We start from the raw sequence: 15,075 nt of genomic DNA, 5'->3' as shown, positions 1-15,075 counted from the left end.
GCGGTCCGGTGGACGCGGGGGGCGCGTCGATACCAACTCGTGACGTTGAGGTGGATGCCCCGCTATCCCGGCTCGGTCGTCCGGATCAGGCCGCAGGTCACGCACGACCAGGCGACGAGGAAGCGCTCGTCGTCGAGGATCTCGAACGTCAGCGCATCGCCGCACGTGGGGCAGGATCGGGGATCCGGAGCAGCCGCCGTCATCGGGCAAGCCTACGGAAGCGCGGGTCGTCGAGGGCTGTTTGCTGCACATCGTTCGAGAGTCCACCCGGCCTTGGATGCGGCCTCCTCTTCCTCTCTGGCCGGGGACTCGCCGCAGCCGTATGATCGCAACACCGCAAGGAAGCGGAGTTCCGCGCGACCGGTCCGCCGCTTCGGATTCACGTCGAAGGAGACATCGATGGGCACGGAGAATCTCTCGCTGGTGGTCGGCTCTTATGACGACCCGGCGACAGCATCGGAGGACTACCAGGCGCTGCGCAGCGGCCAGGACTCCGGCGGCTACGAGATCATCGGGGCCGTCGTGCTGGTGCGCGACAAGGACGGCAAGGTCCAGGTCAAGGAGCACGGCGACAAGTCGGTCGGTCACGGTGCCGCCTGGGGCGCCGGGGCGGGCGTCGTGGTGGGGCTGTTCGCGCCGCCCCTGCTCGCGGCCACCGCGGTCGGCGCCGGCATCGGTGCGATCCTCGGGAAGATCAAGAAGAACCGAGACGAGAAGAAGCTCGGCGTCGACGCGGACGAATACCTGGCGCCCGGCACCTCGGCGATCGTCGCCGTCGTGGACGACCGCTGGACCGACCGCGTCGAGAGGGCTCTCGAGCGGTCCGACAAGCGGATCAGCAAGGCGATCGACGCCGACGACTACGAGAAGCTGCGGAAGGCGATCGAGGAGTCGGCTGACGACGTGGTGGAGCAGCTCAACTCCTAAGTGAGGCGTCCGCGGCGGCGGCCCGGCCCCCGGCCGGGTCGCCGCGGCGGCAGCGTCAGTCGTCCGCGTGCTCCCGCGAGAACAGGAGCAGGTCAGGAAGGCTGGTGGCGAAGTAGTCGGTGACGCCGTCTTCTCGCCGGGCGGCCGGCGCCCCGTAGGTGGCCCGCGCTTCACCGAGGGTCGCGGGCGGGTCCGCGCGCGGCAGACCGAGGGCTTCGAGCGTCGCGTCCCATGCGGCGATGGCGCGACCCTCGCCGCCTTCCCACGGGTGGAACGAGCGAGTCCGCAGAATCTCGTGCGCGCGCGCGGCATCGCCATGAGCGGCGAGAAGCTGGACGTACTCGATGGCGAAGTCGTCGCGAGTGAGGACGAGGCTCTCGATGGGGCGCAGGCGGGCCAGTCGCTCGTGCCCCGGTCGCCCGAGACGGATCGCGAGCTGGTCCTGTTCGTAGCGAAGACGTGCGTCCTCGGGTGCGGCTTCGATCGCCGACTCGTATCGCTCCCATGCCCGTTGGTCGTCGTGGGCGATGCTGTACGAAGCGAGCGCGGAGTTGCGGAACAGAACGGGGTCGACCCTGCCGAGGCCGATCGCCGTCTCCCAATGTGCGCCCGCTTCGCCGCGTCGGCCGTGCGCGTAAAGCAGCATGCCGAGGAGCGAATGTGCGACCGCGTCGTCAGGCTCCGCTGCGAGCGCCTCCTCGAGCGCGTCGAGCGCGTCGAGTCCGTGTGGGAAAGCCCAGGTGAGGTCGCTGGAACGCGCCATCGCACGCTCGGATGCCGCGCTGCCGCCATCCCCGCGCCGGTCGTGGATCGCCGCCGCGATGTAATGCGCGATCGGTCGGACGTTTCCGGCCGGGGTGAGCGGCAGATCCCCGACCCGGCGCAGCAATCGCAGTGCCTCGTCGAAGGCGCCCGCGTTGCGAAGGTCGAGGGCGACATCGAGCAGCAGTCCGGCGTCGTCGCCGACCGGTCGTCCCGCCAGTACGCGCAGCGTGGCGTCGAGAGGGTCGGCACGCAGGGCCGAGCCGATCGCGGCGTCGGCGTCGGCGTGCGCCCCGAGGCGCCGCAACACGATCACGCGCAACGCGATGCGGCGGGTGTCATGGCCGACGACGCCGTCGAGAGAGTCCAGCACCCGCAGTGCGGCGCGGTTCTGCCCGCCGTGGGCGAGCGACCGCGCGAGTGCGTGGCCCGCGGCCGCGGCCCAGGTGCCGTCCCACCCCGCTTTGCCGAATGACCGCTCTGCCTCGGCCGTTCGGCCGAGGCGCTGCAGCACGAGGCCGTGCAGGTAGAACGCCTCCGCGTCGGTGGGGTTCGCGTTGCGGCGGGTGAGACGTCTCAAGGCCACCTCGATCCGCTCGAGTGCCGAGCCGTACTCTCCCGCCCGATAGTCCCGGTCGGCGAGCGCGAGGTTGGTGCGCACATCGCCGGGATCGCGCTGGAGAGCAGCCTCCCAATAGGGCAGCGGCGACCGGGTGGGGTGCCGATATTGGGACAGGTGCACTCCAGTGAGATAGAGCTCCTCGACGGACTCGACATCACCCGGCAACGGCGGCTCGTCGGCCACCCACGGCTCCTCGTCCCCCACGACGGCCGGGGTCCAGCGGACCAGCACCTGCCCGGCTGCGCTGAGCAGCTCGGCAGCGAGCGCGTCGCCGGAGAACGCGGCGCCGGCCTCCAACCTGGCCGGCACACCCGGAACGAGGTCCGCCGTCCGCGAGGCAATGACCTCGCCGGCGTCGAGCAGACGCAGCACGGCCCCGCGCTGCGGCCGGGTGACCGCGAAGGACGCGGAGGGGCGCGCCCCCCGGTCGACGTGAACCGCCGCGTCGGGGGTGGCCTGGTGGGCGGGGCCGATCGCGGGGATCGGGTACCAGTACTGCGTGAAGACCTTGGTCTCACCCGGGAGCAGCCAGGAGAAGTCCGGCTGATTGTCGGTGTAGACGCCGGCCATCAGCTCGATGTACGGCCCGTCGGCGTCGGTGAGCTGAGCGTCCCAGGCGTGGCCGAACGGTGCGTCGCCCCACGTCCACTGCTTCTTGCCCGGCGAGACGCGGCGTTCCGCCCAGTGCACGAAGCCGGCGCCGGCGGCGTGGTCGTAGCCGCCGAAGAAGTCCTCCGTCGAATCCACGATCATGTACGAGGTGGGGACGGGGATGTTCCGGTACCAGTCGATCCGGTTCGCAGCAGGATCTCGCTCGGCGAGCGCGGGATAGTCGACCCCGTAATAGGGCCGGTCCGCCGCGGGGAACGCGGTCAGCGCGCGGCGTGCGTGGTCGGCGACGTAGCGCACGTCCTCCGGGAAGAAGGACTGATACTCGTCGTGCACGCGCGCGGCGACGTTCGCCCACCACAGGAAGGTCTGACGCTCGTCCGTGCGATTGTGCAGCCGGACGGCGACTTCGACCACGGAGCTGTCCGCGCGGAGACGTACCCCGTGCTGCGCCGACATCCGAGCGAACGGGTCGTGGTCGTGGCACCAGACGGTGACCGTGCCGTCATCGTCCCTCTCGATGACGGTCTCCACGGGAAGGTAGGTAGCCGGACGGTGATGCTGCGGCCAGTTGAACTCGACGCCGCCCGAGATCCACGGGCCCGCGAGTCCCACGAGAGCCGGCTTGATGACGTTGTTGCGGTAGAAGAAGTCGTAGCCCGTCGTCTTGTCATAGCCGACGTGGATGCGGCCGCCGAGCTCGGGAAGGACGACGACGCGTACGTACGCGTTCTCGAGGTGGACGGCATCCCACGTCCGTGAGGACGCGTGGTCGGACACGTTCTCGGTGAAGGGGATGGGGTAGACCTTGCCGCTGGACCCCTGATACACGCGGTGGTCGAGGAACATCGGATACCGACTCGGCGCGCCCGCCTCATAAGTGCGGATCGTCAGCGGCTCGCGCCACGCGACCGCCTCTCCGCGCCGGAGCGCCTCTTCGAGGTCGGCGGGGACATCGGGAAGCTGGAGCTTCTCGAGGGGTTCGTGCGAATCATCGACGACCGTGGCTTCGTTCACGGGGTCGAGGTCCGTCCGTTCAGCGGTCATCGCTGACCTCCTTGGGAGACTGCGGCGGCGGGCCGGGTGCGTGCGTGATCGCCCGCAGATGACGCGAGCATATAAACGCTAAGAGCGGATCACACGGGAAGGTATGGTGAGAACGAGGACGTTCATGGACGAAACACTGATTACCGCTGCCCCCTTCTACCGCAGGGACGGCTTCGACAACCAACGTCTCTGCGTGGTCCCCCGCCCTCAGGTCGAGGCCGCCCTCGGGCGCGCGGTGACCCGGCGCATGACCGTCACCGACGTCGGCTACTTCCCCGCCGCATCGGGTCACCGGCGAGTTCGAGCCAAGGGCGCTCCCGAGACGATCGTCATCCTCTGCGTGGCCGGCGCCGGCGAAGTCAGGATCGCCGGCGATGTCTACTCGCTCACGCCGGGGGCCTGCATGACCATCGCAGCGAATCAGGCGCACGAGTATCAGGCGTCGCTCGATGATCCATGGACGATCTGGTGGATACACGTGCGAGGAACAGACGTCGCCGAGCTCACCGGGCCAGTGCTCGGCATCCCCCATCCCCTGACTCGGCTTCGCGCCGTCGAAGGGGTGGTCGCGCTCTTCGACGAGCTGGTGAGCCTCCTCGAACGCCGCCAGTCCCCCGCGCACCTGCTCGCGGCGTCCGGCATCGCCTGGCAGCTGCTGACCCGTGTCGTGGCGGACAGCATCCTGCCCGCCGAGGGCTCCCCGCTCGAACGAGCCATGCATTTCCTCGAGGCTCGCGTCGACAGCAACATCCAGGTGGGTGAGCTGGCCGCCATGGTGGGGATGTCCCCCTCACACCTGAGCGCACTGTTCCGCCGGGCGACCGGGAGCGGTCCGGGGGCGTTTCACACCTCGATCAAGATGGCGCGCGCGCGGAGGCTGCTCGACACCACGACGGCGAGCGTGGCCGAGGTCGCCACCGCGGTGGGATACGCGGACCCCCTGTATTTCTCGCGCCACTTCCGCCGTGTACACGGCGTCAACCCCACGCAATACAGGGCGCAGCACAAAGGTTGACGGCGCTGCACCCCGGCGATGCCGGAGTCAGCGGAACGAGGCCGTCCGGAGCCCTCGCACCGCCGCAGAGCGGAGCTCGAGTGCGGGCTCCTCCCCCGATGGCCGAACACGAGCGTCCACATACACGCCCGTCGTCGGGGACCAGGCGAAAGCCTTGAGGGTCAGCGGTGCATGTGCGAGCGCGGCACGGTACGGCGCCAGGTCGATCTCGAGGGGTCGTCCGTACCAGTACTGATCCGCGATCAGTTCGTCGCCGATGTACGCACGGAGGACGTCTCCGGTCCAGTCCAGCGTGAGAATCGCCTGCTCGCCCTCCAAGGCCCGCTCGGGAACCGTCACGTGCGACACCGCGGCCTGGGCGAAGTCCTCGTCCGTCGGAGCAGAGTACCGGCTGGACGACCCTCCCTGGCGGATCGGGGCGAGCGGGTCGCCCTCGAAGGGAGAGACATCGAGGAAGACGGATGCCGGAGCCGCCGGTGTCGCGTAACGCGTGAACACCGACCCGGCGCAGGGCATCACGACGAGGTCGTCGCCCTGCAGCGGCGGCACCGCGTCGAGCACGGCGTCCGTCTCCGTCAGCACGGCCCGGAAGGCACCGTCGAACCATCCTTGGCCATGCCAGATGACGACCGTGTCACGCCCGTCGACGTCGCCTCGCCAGACGGACTCCGCGGTGTCGCGATCGAGGAACACCAGAATGGAGTCCCCGACGTGAACCTCGCAGTCGATGCCGGGAACCACGCGAGGCGTGGCGATGACGACACCGTCTGCGATCCGCACATCGGCGCCGGAGATCTCGTCGGCGGGCACGCCCTCCACGTGGAGTTCGACGGCGATGCCGTCGACGGCTGCGAACAGCACGACGGTGCGGCCATCGACCGAGAGCTGGGTGATCGGCTGTGCCGTCACGCTCAGACCCGGCACGTCGCCGTAGCGCTGACGCAGCGGCCAGACGAAGTAGGAGCCGCTTGCGAGCGTGGCCGGCGCGGACGGAATCACCACGTCGCGGTCCGCGAACTCGACCGTGAACTGCACATCCTCCAGCGCGGGAAGCGCTGCGATCGCCGGCTGGTGGTTGTTGGCGAAGAGGAAGCCCCGCTCCTCGTCGCCGCGGACCGACCAGCGCGGTCCGCCGTCCTGCTGCGCCGGGATGGTGGCCGGCGCGGTCGCGAGCGCCGAGCCGAACGCGTCGAGCATGAGGTGCTGCTGACGCAGCTTGTGGAAGTGGGGTCGCTGCGTGCCGACGGCGCCCAGGGGTGCGAAGAAGTCGTAGTCGCGCACCGGCGCGTCATTCGGATAGCCGGTCGCCTGGGACTCCTGTGTCGTGGAGAGCTCACCGATGACCTGGGTGCCGCCGTGGTACATGTAGTAGCCCTGCCAGGCTGATCCGCTGCCGACCTTCGTCAGCGCGAGAGCGGCGACATCGTCGGGGTCGACGAGCGGACGCCGGTGGTACGCCACCGCCATACCGCCGCCGAGCTCGCAGGTGACGAACGGCCACGGGTCCTCCGCGCCGAGGGTGGCGTCCGCGTCCAGGTGCGCGGGCGTGTCCCGGAGGTCGGCACCGACGGTGAGGTCGTCGCGCGCGGTGTTGTAGGTGAAGTGCATGACGCCGAAGGCGGGCCATCCGGTGTCGGACTCTTCCCAGAACCCGTCGGAGTAGCCGGCGTAGACCGGCAGCACCTGACCACGGGGCAGCACGGCGCCACCCCACCCGGTGGCGGTCCACAGGCTCGCGCGCATGCCGACGGACTCGGCCGTCTCGCGCAGCGTCGCCAGATGCGGGCCGTTGTCATAGAGCTCGTTGTCGACCTGGATGCCGATGATCGGCCCGTCGGGATTCTCCGCCGAGTGGAACAGCCCGCGCACCTGCTCCTCGATCGCGGCGTACCAGCCATGGGCGAGGTCGAGGTAGGCGGGATCGTTCGATCGGTGCCCGATCGGCAGAGCCTGCAGCCAGTCGGGGAAGCCGCCGTTGCGCGCTTCGCCGTGCGCCCAGGGTCCGATGCGGAGCATCACCTTGAGGCCGACCTCGTGGGCGATTTCGATGAAACGGCGGATGTCGCGCGGGCCGTCCCAGCGAAGCTGACCCCGGACTTCCTCGTGGACGATCCAGAGCATGTAGGTGGCGAGCACGTTGATGCCGCCCGCTTTCATCTTGCGCAGCTCGCGCTCCCACCTCTCGGGAAGGTCGCGGCTGAAGTGGTACTCGCCCATCACGGGGATCCACGGCTCGCCGTTTCGCGTCACATACCGGGTGGTGAGCTGGATCCGCTCCGCGGCGTCGTCGCTGTCGCCCATCTCGAGCGGCGCGGGCGCCACGCGGGCGGGGGCGTCGATCCTGACGCGGTTTCCGCCGCCGCGTACCTCCTCGTCGAGAATCGGCGCGGGGTCGTCGTGGCGAGGCTGGTGGGTGTCGAACGGATCCATCACCCCACGAACCTAAGCGGGGCCGGAGTGCGGTGGCCATGACGAATCAACGGCGTCCCTGGACAAAGCGCCGGGCTTCGCTCCCCGTGCGGTTCGGCGCGGATGCCGGGAGAGCTCGACGTGAGCACGGCGGTGCTGACGCACGGCCGTCGCGATGGCCGCCTACGCGGATGCGCCGTCGAGGAACGGAACGACCACACCGAGGACGAGGTCGGTCCGTGCGAGTCCGAAGAAGTGGCTTGTGCCGGGAAACACGGCGAGCTGGGATGCCGGAACCCCGACGAAGTCGCCGTTCACGTCGCCGCCGCGGAGGCGCAGGAACTCGACCGCGTGGTCGAGTGAGACCATGTCGGCGTCGCCCACGGTGATGAGCGTCGGTGCCGCGATCCCGCGGATCTCGGCTTCCGTGCGATCAGGAAACCCGCCTGCATAGGTCGCGCCGAGTTTGTCGAGCAGCGCTTGGAGGTGGTCGAGGTCCGGGTGCGGAGACTTCGCGAGGTACGCCGCCTCCATCGGCGTGCCGGCGATCATGTCGACCGTCATCGAGCCGACGGCATCCGCGTTCTCGGACCCGCGCATGCCCGACGCGGCGAACGAGGTGGACGAGATGATGACCCGCCTGACCCGCTCCGGGTGATCGATGGCGAGGTCCAGCGCGACGGCTCCGCCGACGCTGAACCCGAAGATGTCGGCGCGACCGACGCCGAGGTGGTCGAGCACGCCCAGCACGTCGTCAGCGAACGCCGCTGCAGAGAAGGGCCGGTCGATGTCATTGGTGCGCCCATGGCCCTGGAAGTCGACCGCGATCACTTCTCGCCCGGCTGCGAGGTCGGGAATGAGCGCGCCGAACTGCTGTTCGATGTCGAACAGACCGCCGTGCAGCAGCACCAGCGGCGTGCCCGCAGCAGGATCGCCGTGGACTTCGTAGTACATGCGAAGCTCACCGAGCTCGACGTAGCCGGTCTGGGTGGCGGGGGCGGAGGATGTCGGATCCGTCATGCGATCACGGTCTCAGAGCCCCGCCGCAACATCAACCGCCCCGGCGCGCCGCGCCCAGCACGCCGGATGCCGGGTGCGTTCGGCACCCGGCATCCGGACTGAGGAGTCAGCCGCGAAGCCGCGGATCCGCTGCGCGCGCGCTCAGCGGGCCTCGGGCTGCGGGCCTGCTGAGGAGACCAGCTTCTCGTCCAGGACGTAGCCCTCTTCGCCGTGCTCGGCCAGGTCGACGCCGGCCACCTCGTCCTCGCTCTTGACGCGGAAGCCGAGCGTCTTCTCGATGACGAACCCGATCACGAGCGTGAGGATCAGCGAGTAGCCCAGCACCGCGAACGCGGCGATCGCCTGGACGATCAGCTGCGTGCCGTCACCGCCCATGAACAGGCCGGTGCCCGTGGCGAAGAAGCCGAGGTACAGCGTTCCGATGAGGCCGCCGACGAGGTGGATGCCCACCACGTCGAGCGAGTCGTCGAAGCCCCACTTGTACTTGAGCTCGATCGCGAGGGCGCACAGCGCACCGGCGACGAGGCCGAGGACGATCGCCCAGATCGGGGTGAGCGCGGCACACGCCGGCGTGATCGCCACCAGACCGGCGACGGCGCCGGAGGCGGCGCCCACCGAGGTCGGCTTGCCGTCCTTGACCTTCTCGACCACGAGCCAGGCGAGCAGGGCTGCAGCGGTCGCGGCGATCGTGTTGACGTAGACGAGGGCGGCGGTGCCATCGGCGGCGAGCTCGGAGCCGCCGTTGAAGCCGAACCAGCCGAACCACAGCAGGCCCGCGCCCAGCAGCACGAACGGCGGGTTGTGCGGAACGTGCGCACCCTTGCGGAAGCCGACGCGCTTGCCGAGCACGAGCGCCAGGGCCAGCGCCGCCGCGCCGGCGTTGATGTGCACCGCGGTGCCGCCGGCGAAGTCGATGACGCCGACCCCGAAGACCTCCTGCAGCCCGTAGGTGATCCAGCCGCCATAGGCGAAGCTGCCGTCCTCGGCGAGGCCGAAGTTGAAGACCCAGCTCGCAACCGGGAAGTACACGACCGTCGCCCAGATCGCGGCGAACAGCATCCACGAGCCGAACTTCGCCCGGTCGGCGATGGCGCCCGAGATCAGGGCGACCGTGATGATCGCGAACGTCGCCTGGAAGGCCACGAAGGCCATCGGCGGATACGCGGCGCCTTCCGGCACCTCGATGAGGCTCTCGAGCCCGATGGCCGACCAGTCGATCGCCCAGGGCGCGACGAGCCCGTCGGCGCCGGGGAAGGCGATCGCGTAGCCGTAGATCACCCACAGCACGCCGACGAGGCCGGCTGCACCGAACGTCATCATCATCATGCTGATGACGCTCTTCGCTTTGACGAGGCCTCCGTAGAAGAAGGCCAGACCGGGCGCCATCAGCAGCACGAGTGCTGCCGACAGCAGGATGAATGTGGTGTTTCCCTGATCCATGACGCGAGCCTCTCTGCAGGCTTCTGCGAGGGACCGCCGGGTTGCGGTGCGCCTTCGATCTGCGCCTGCCAGCAGATCACTGCCGTGCAACCCATTTTCTTCAGACGCAACTCTGACCACGGTTTCTGTCGCGTGAACCTTGCATGACAAGGACTGAGACGGGTTTTACGCGCGCGAAACATCGACGACACCCGCCTGGTGATCGAGTGTTGTTACTCTCAATCAACACGCTTCACCAACAGTCAACCCGACCTGAGGAGATCCGCATGACCTTTCCCGCCTTCGCCGGGGGTGACCTCGTCACGCTCCCCACCGCACCGCAGTCGCTGCGCGACCGCGCGCTGGCGGACGACGTCCGCTTCATCCTCGCGGTGTTCGTCGACCTCAACGGCAAGCCGTGCGCCAAGCTCGTTCCCGTCTCGGCCGCCGATGAGCTGGAGGCCGGCGAACTCGGGTTCGCAGGCTTCGCCGCGGGCCTCATCGGGCAGCGCCCGCACGACGCCGACCTCATCGCGGTGCCCGACCTCGACTCGTACGCGCCCATCCCCTTCGTGCGCGAAGGCCTTGCGATCGTGCACTGCGACCCGCACGTCGACGGCGAGCCGTGGCCGTACGCCCCTCGCGTCATCCTCAAGCGCGCGCTCGCGCGCCTCGCCGAGCGCGGCCTGTCGGCGAAGGTCGGCGCCGAAGTCGAATACTTCCTCGTCGACCGTTCTAGCGACGGGACGCTGACGGCAGCCGACGCGAAGGACGAAGGGCTGCGCTCCTGCTACGACGCCCGGGGCGTGACGCGCATGTACGACCACCTCGCCGCGGTCAGCGACGCGATGAACGCGCTCGGGTGGGGCAACTACGCCAACGATCACGAGGATGCCCCGGGCCAATTCGAGCAGAACTTCAAGTACGACGAGGCCCTGGTGACGGCAGACCGCGTCATCACGCTGCGCTACCTCATCGGCATGCTCGCCGAGCAGCGCGGCATGACGGCGACGTTCATGCCGAAGCCCTTCAGCGACCGCGCCGGCAACGGTCTGCACTTCCACCTGTCGCTGTGGAACGAGGACGGCGCTCCAGTCTTTCCCGATTCGGCCGACGAGCGGGGCCTCGGGCTCTCAGAGGTGGCCTACTCGTTCGTCGCGGGCATGCTCGACCACGCGCCTGGCCTGCAGCTGTTCCTCGCGCCGAGCGTCAACTCCTACAAGCGCCGCGGCGCGACGACGAGCGCCTCGGGAGCGACGTGGTCGCCCAAGCACGCGACCTACGGCGGCAATGACCGCACGCATTTCATCCGCGTGCCCGACGCGAACCGCATCGAGCTGCGCGCGGCAGACGGCTCGGCGAACCCGTACCTCGCTCTCGCGGCGGTGGTCCACGCAGGCCTCGACGGCATCGAGCGAGCGGCCGACCCGGGCGCGCCCTGCGGGCCGGGCGAGTTCCGCCAGACCTCCGCCGTGCTCCCCCGCACGCTCCTTCACGCCGTCCAGTCGCTCCGCGATGACGCCGTCCTGCGCGAGGCGCTCGACGACGGCGGCCACGGGGTCGGCGAGTACTTCGCCGACGCCAAGGAGGACGAGTTCCTCGGCTGGCACAACACCGTCACCGAGTGGGAGCTCGACCGCTACCTCACCGCGTACTGAGCGCCGCGGCATCCGTCACGAACGAAAGGAACCACCCATGTGCGGAATCGCTGCACTGCAGATTCGCAACCCCGCGCTGCGCGGCCAGCTCGGCGGCCTCATGCACGGCATGCTGTGCGAGATCGTCGAGCGCGGCCCCGATTCGGCAGGGCTCGCCCTCTACGGGTCTGAGCGGCTGACCCCCGAGGGATCCTCCGCGATCACCGTGATCACGGATGCCGACCCCGACGACCTCGCCGAGGCGCTGCGCGCGGCCCTTCCCGAGGGAGCGGAGCCGACCGTGATCGCGTACGCCGAATCGGTGCTCGTGAACGCCGAGGCCCCGGCATCCGTTCTCGAGAATGCGGTGCGCGCCGCGCTTCCCGGCGAGAGCATCATCGGCCGCGGATCGAACGTGGCCGTGCTCAAGGGCGTCGGCCACCCGGTCGAGCTCGCCGGCGTGTACGGGCTCACCGAGATCGGCGGCACCCAGGCGCTCTCGCACACCCGCATGGCCACCGAGTCCGCGGTGACCGCGGTCGGCGCGCACCCCTTCACCGTCGCCGAGGACCTCTGCCTCGTGCACAACGGGTCTTTCAGCAACCACGCCTCGATCCGCCGGTGGCTGCGTGCCGAGGGCGTCGAGTTCGACAGCGAGAACGACTCCGAGGTCGCGGCCCGATTCATCGCGTGGCGAATGGGCCACGGCGACGACCTCAAGACTGCGCTCGAGGCGCTGCAGGGCGTGTTCGACGGCTTCTACACGCTCGTCGTCACCACCGCCGACAGCATGGCGGTCGTCCGCGACCCCATCGCCTGCAAGCCGGCGATCATCGCCGAGACCGACGACTGGATCGCCATGGCGTCGGAGTACCGCGCGCTCGCGGGCCTCCCCGGCGTCGAGGACGCCCGCATCTTCGAGCCGTCGCCCGGCGTCGTGTACACCTGGGCCCTCGCGCCCGTCCTGGAAGGAGCAGTCCGATGACCCTCATCGCCCCCGCAACCACGGCGACGAAGATCGACCTGGCCGATTCGAGCGTGCGGCAGCTGAACCGGCTGCTGCACGACGCCGTCGACGGCGACGCGTTCGTCGTCGAGTCGCCGGTCGGCAGCCACAACATCGCGGTCGGCATCACCGCCGACATCGACGTGACCGTCGAGGGCAACGTCGGCTACTACTTCGCCGGGATGCATCAGACCGGCACCGCGACCGTCCACGGCAGCGCCGGCGTCGGGCTCGCAGAGAACATCATGTCGGGTGTGGTGCGCGTGACCGGCGACGCCTCGCAGTCGACCGGAGCCACCGGCCACGGCGGTCTGGTGATCGTCGACGGCAACACCGGCGCCCGCTGCGGCATCTCGATGAAGGGCGTCGACATCGTCGTAGGAGGCAGCATCGGCCACGCGTCGGCGTTCATGGCGCAGGCCGGCCGACTGGTCGTCTGCGGCGACGCCGGCGAGGCCCTCGGCGACTCGATCTACGAGGCGCGGATCTATGTGCGCGGCGAGGTCGCGTCCCTCGGCGCGGACTGCATCGAGAAGGAGATGCGCCCCGAGCACCTGGCCGAGCTCGCCGAGCTGCTCGAGCGTGCCGGCCGTGCCGAACGGCCCGAGGAGTTCCGCCGCTACGGCTCGGCGCGCAACCTCTACCACTTCAAGGTCGACAACGCCGGCGCGTACTGACCCCAGATCTCAGGAGCTAGAAACCATGACCACCGATCTCGCCGCCCTCGGCCTCCGCGAATCCGCGACCTTCGACCGCGCCACCATCGCCGACATCCAGCGCGCCGCCGACACCGGCATCTACGACATCCGCGGGTGGGGAGCCAAGCGCGCCTTGCCCCACTTCGACGACCTGCTCTTCCTCGGCGCGAGCATGTCGCGGTACCCGCTCGAGGGCTACCGCGAGAAGTGCGCGACCGACGTCACCCTCGGCGCCCGCAACGCGCTCGAGCCGATCCACCTCGACATCCCGGTGACGATCGCAGGCATGAGCTTCGGCGCGCTGTCGGCCAACGCCAAGGAGGCCCTCGGCCGCGGCGCGAGTGAGGCCGGAACCTCGACCACCACCGGCGACGGCGGCATGACGCCCGAGGAGCGCGGTCAGTCCAAGACGCTCGTCTACCAGTACCTGCCGTCTCGCTACGGAATGAACCCCGACGACCTGCGCAAGGCCGACGCCATCGAGATCGTGCTCGGCCAGGGCGCCAAGCCCGGCGGCGGCATGCTGCTCGGCCAGAAGATCACCGAGCGCGTCGCGGGCATGCGCACGCTGCCGATCGGCATCGACCAGCGCTCGGCGAGCCGCCACCCCGACTGGACCGGACCCGACGACCTCACCATCAAGATCGCCGAGATCCGCGAGATCACCGACTGGCGCAAGCCCGTCTACGTCAAGATCGGCGCCTCGCGCCCCTACTACGACACCGCCCTCGCGGTGAAGGCGGGCGCCGACGTGGTCGTCCTGGACGGCATGCAGGGCGGCACCGCGGCGACGCAGCAGGTGTTCATCGAGCACGTCGGCATCCCGACGCTCGCGGCCATCGGCCCCGCCGTCCAGGCGCTGCAGGAGCTCGGCGTGCACCGCACCGGCGTGCAGCTGATCGTGTCTGGCGGAATCCGCAACGGCGCCGACGTCGCGAAGGCGCTGGCGTTGGGGGCGGATGCCGTGGCCATCGGCACGGCGGCCCTCATCGCTCTCGGCGACAACGACCCGCGCTACGCCGACGAGTACGCGAAGCTCGGCTCGGCCGCCGGGTTCTACGACGACTTCCAAGACGGCCGCGACCCCGCGGGCATCTCGACGCAGGACCCGGAGCTCTCGGCCCGCCTCGATCCGGTCGCCGCCGGACGCCGCCTCGCCAACTACCTCCGCGTGCTCACGCTCGAGGCGCAGACCATCGCCCGTGCTTGTGGCAAGTCGCACGTGCGCAACCTCGAGCCCGAGGACCTCGTAGCCCTCACTGTCGAGTCCGCAGCGATGGCCGGTGTGCCGCTGGCCGGCACGTCCTGGATTCCCGGACGCAGCTGACGCGATGTCTCTCGACCTGGGCGCACTCGCCGACCTGGATGTGGTCACGCCCGCCGATGCCTCTTCGGAGTCGTGGGCGAACGGCCTCGGCGTCACGCGGGTGCTGGCGAAGCGCCTCGCGTGGCGGCTGAGCGTTGCGGAGCTGCGGGGACGGATGCCGTTCTCGGCCTTTCCCGGCATCGACCGCGTGCTCATCCCGCTGAGTGCACCCACGGTCACCCTGGCCGTCGACGGCGTCGAGCGTCGCGTGACGCGAGAGCGCGGCATCCGTTTCCGCGGGGAAGCCCGCGTCGTCGCGACCGCGGATCGCGGCGGCGTCTCGGTCGTGAATCTCATGGTCAAGCGCGGGCTCGCGGAACCGGCGTACCGCGTCGAGCTGCACCGTGGCACGGTGCGCGTCGATCCGGCCGCGACCCTCACCGTGCTGCTGGCGGGAGCAGCGACGGTCGACGACCTTCCGCTCCCGCCCGGCAGCGCCCTGCTGCAGAGCCCGCGTGAGCGGCGCATCGTCTGCGATTCCGCGCTGATCGCGCAATTCATCCTCACTCCTTCCGGCGACGAGCCGAACACCTGAAAG

Annotated in this window: 12 protein-coding genes; 7 read left to right on the top strand and 5 right to left on the bottom strand. The window is 69.7% G+C overall.

Annotated elements, in window-relative coordinates:
* Nucleotides 1–62 precede the first annotated feature (62 nt).
* Nucleotides 63–203 (bottom strand): hypothetical protein, encoded by a 141-nt coding sequence (locus IM767_RS04515; protein WP_194398803.1) that lies wholly within the window; start codon nucleotides 201–203, stop codon nucleotides 63–65.
* A gap of 196 nt (nucleotides 204–399) precedes the next feature.
* Between IM767_RS04515 and IM767_RS04510 the strand changes: the two genes are divergently transcribed.
* Nucleotides 400–927, top strand: coding sequence for a DUF1269 domain-containing protein (locus IM767_RS04510; RefSeq protein WP_109212320.1), 528 nt, complete (start codon nucleotides 400–402; stop codon nucleotides 925–927).
* Nucleotides 928–982: 55 nt separating this feature from the next.
* Here the strand turns inward: IM767_RS04510 and IM767_RS04505 are convergent, their stop codons facing one another.
* Nucleotides 983–3,967, bottom strand: a complete 2,985-nt coding sequence (locus tag IM767_RS04505; protein ID WP_109212319.1) for a DUF5107 domain-containing protein — start codon at nucleotides 3,965–3,967, stop codon at nucleotides 983–985.
* Between the two features lie 124 nt (nucleotides 3,968–4,091).
* Between IM767_RS04505 and IM767_RS04500 the strand changes: the two genes are divergently transcribed.
* Nucleotides 4,092–4,982: an AraC family transcriptional regulator gene (locus IM767_RS04500; RefSeq protein WP_109212331.1), complete on the top strand. Its 891-nt coding sequence runs from the start codon at nucleotides 4,092–4,094 to the stop codon at nucleotides 4,980–4,982.
* Between the two features lie 27 nt (nucleotides 4,983–5,009).
* Here IM767_RS04500 and IM767_RS04495 read toward each other — a convergent pair whose 3' ends face one another.
* The 3 genes from IM767_RS04495 to IM767_RS04485 form a co-directional block, all read right to left on the bottom strand.
* Nucleotides 5,010–7,412 carry a beta-galactosidase gene (locus IM767_RS04495; RefSeq protein WP_109212318.1) on the bottom strand — a complete coding sequence of 801 codons (2,403 nt, stop codon included), beginning with the start codon at nucleotides 7,410–7,412 and terminating at the stop codon, nucleotides 5,010–5,012.
* Between the two features lie 162 nt (nucleotides 7,413–7,574).
* The gene (locus IM767_RS04490; RefSeq protein ID WP_109212317.1) at nucleotides 7,575–8,411 is read right to left on the bottom strand and encodes an alpha/beta fold hydrolase; all 837 of its coding nucleotides are present in this window, start codon (nucleotides 8,409–8,411) and stop codon (nucleotides 7,575–7,577) included.
* A gap of 141 nt (nucleotides 8,412–8,552) precedes the next feature.
* Nucleotides 8,553–9,851, bottom strand: coding sequence for an ammonium transporter (locus IM767_RS04485; RefSeq protein ID WP_194398802.1), 1,299 nt, complete (start codon nucleotides 9,849–9,851; stop codon nucleotides 8,553–8,555).
* Between the two features lie 266 nt (nucleotides 9,852–10,117).
* Here IM767_RS04485 and glnT point away from each other — a divergent pair, with 266 nt between their 5' ends.
* From glnT to IM767_RS04460, 5 genes are read left to right on the top strand one after another with little or no spacing between them, the layout of a single operon-like run.
* Complete coding sequence (gene glnT / locus IM767_RS04480) at nucleotides 10,118–11,488, top strand: type III glutamate--ammonia ligase (protein ID WP_109211726.1); 1,371 nt, start codon at nucleotides 10,118–10,120, stop codon at nucleotides 11,486–11,488.
* A 37-nt stretch (nucleotides 11,489–11,525) separates the two neighbouring features.
* A complete protein-coding gene (locus IM767_RS04475) occupies nucleotides 11,526–12,452 on the top strand; it encodes a class II glutamine amidotransferase domain-containing protein (protein ID WP_109211727.1) in 927 nt (308 codons plus the stop codon).
* Nucleotides 12,449–13,150 carry a GltB/FmdC/FwdC-like GXGXG domain-containing protein gene (locus tag IM767_RS04470; RefSeq protein WP_109211728.1) on the top strand — a complete coding sequence of 234 codons (702 nt, stop codon included), beginning with the start codon at nucleotides 12,449–12,451 and terminating at the stop codon, nucleotides 13,148–13,150. The genes IM767_RS04475 and IM767_RS04470 overlap by 4 nt, the downstream gene beginning before the upstream one ends.
* Nucleotides 13,151–13,175: 25 nt before the next feature.
* Nucleotides 13,176–14,498: an FMN-binding glutamate synthase family protein gene (locus IM767_RS04465; protein ID WP_109211729.1), complete on the top strand. Its 1,323-nt coding sequence runs from the start codon at nucleotides 13,176–13,178 to the stop codon at nucleotides 14,496–14,498.
* Between the two features lie 4 nt (nucleotides 14,499–14,502).
* Complete coding sequence (locus tag IM767_RS04460; protein ID WP_109211730.1) at nucleotides 14,503–15,072, top strand: HutD family protein; 570 nt, start codon at nucleotides 14,503–14,505, stop codon at nucleotides 15,070–15,072.
* Nucleotides 15,073–15,075: the final 3 nt, after the last annotated feature.

Source organism: Microbacterium ureisolvens, assembly GCF_015278315.1.
In the GTDB taxonomy this organism is placed as follows: Bacteria; Actinomycetota; Actinomycetes; order Actinomycetales; family Microbacteriaceae; genus Microbacterium; species Microbacterium ureisolvens.
Note: the sequence above shows the minus strand (reverse complement) of the source record. Positions and strands in the feature narration are given on the sequence as shown.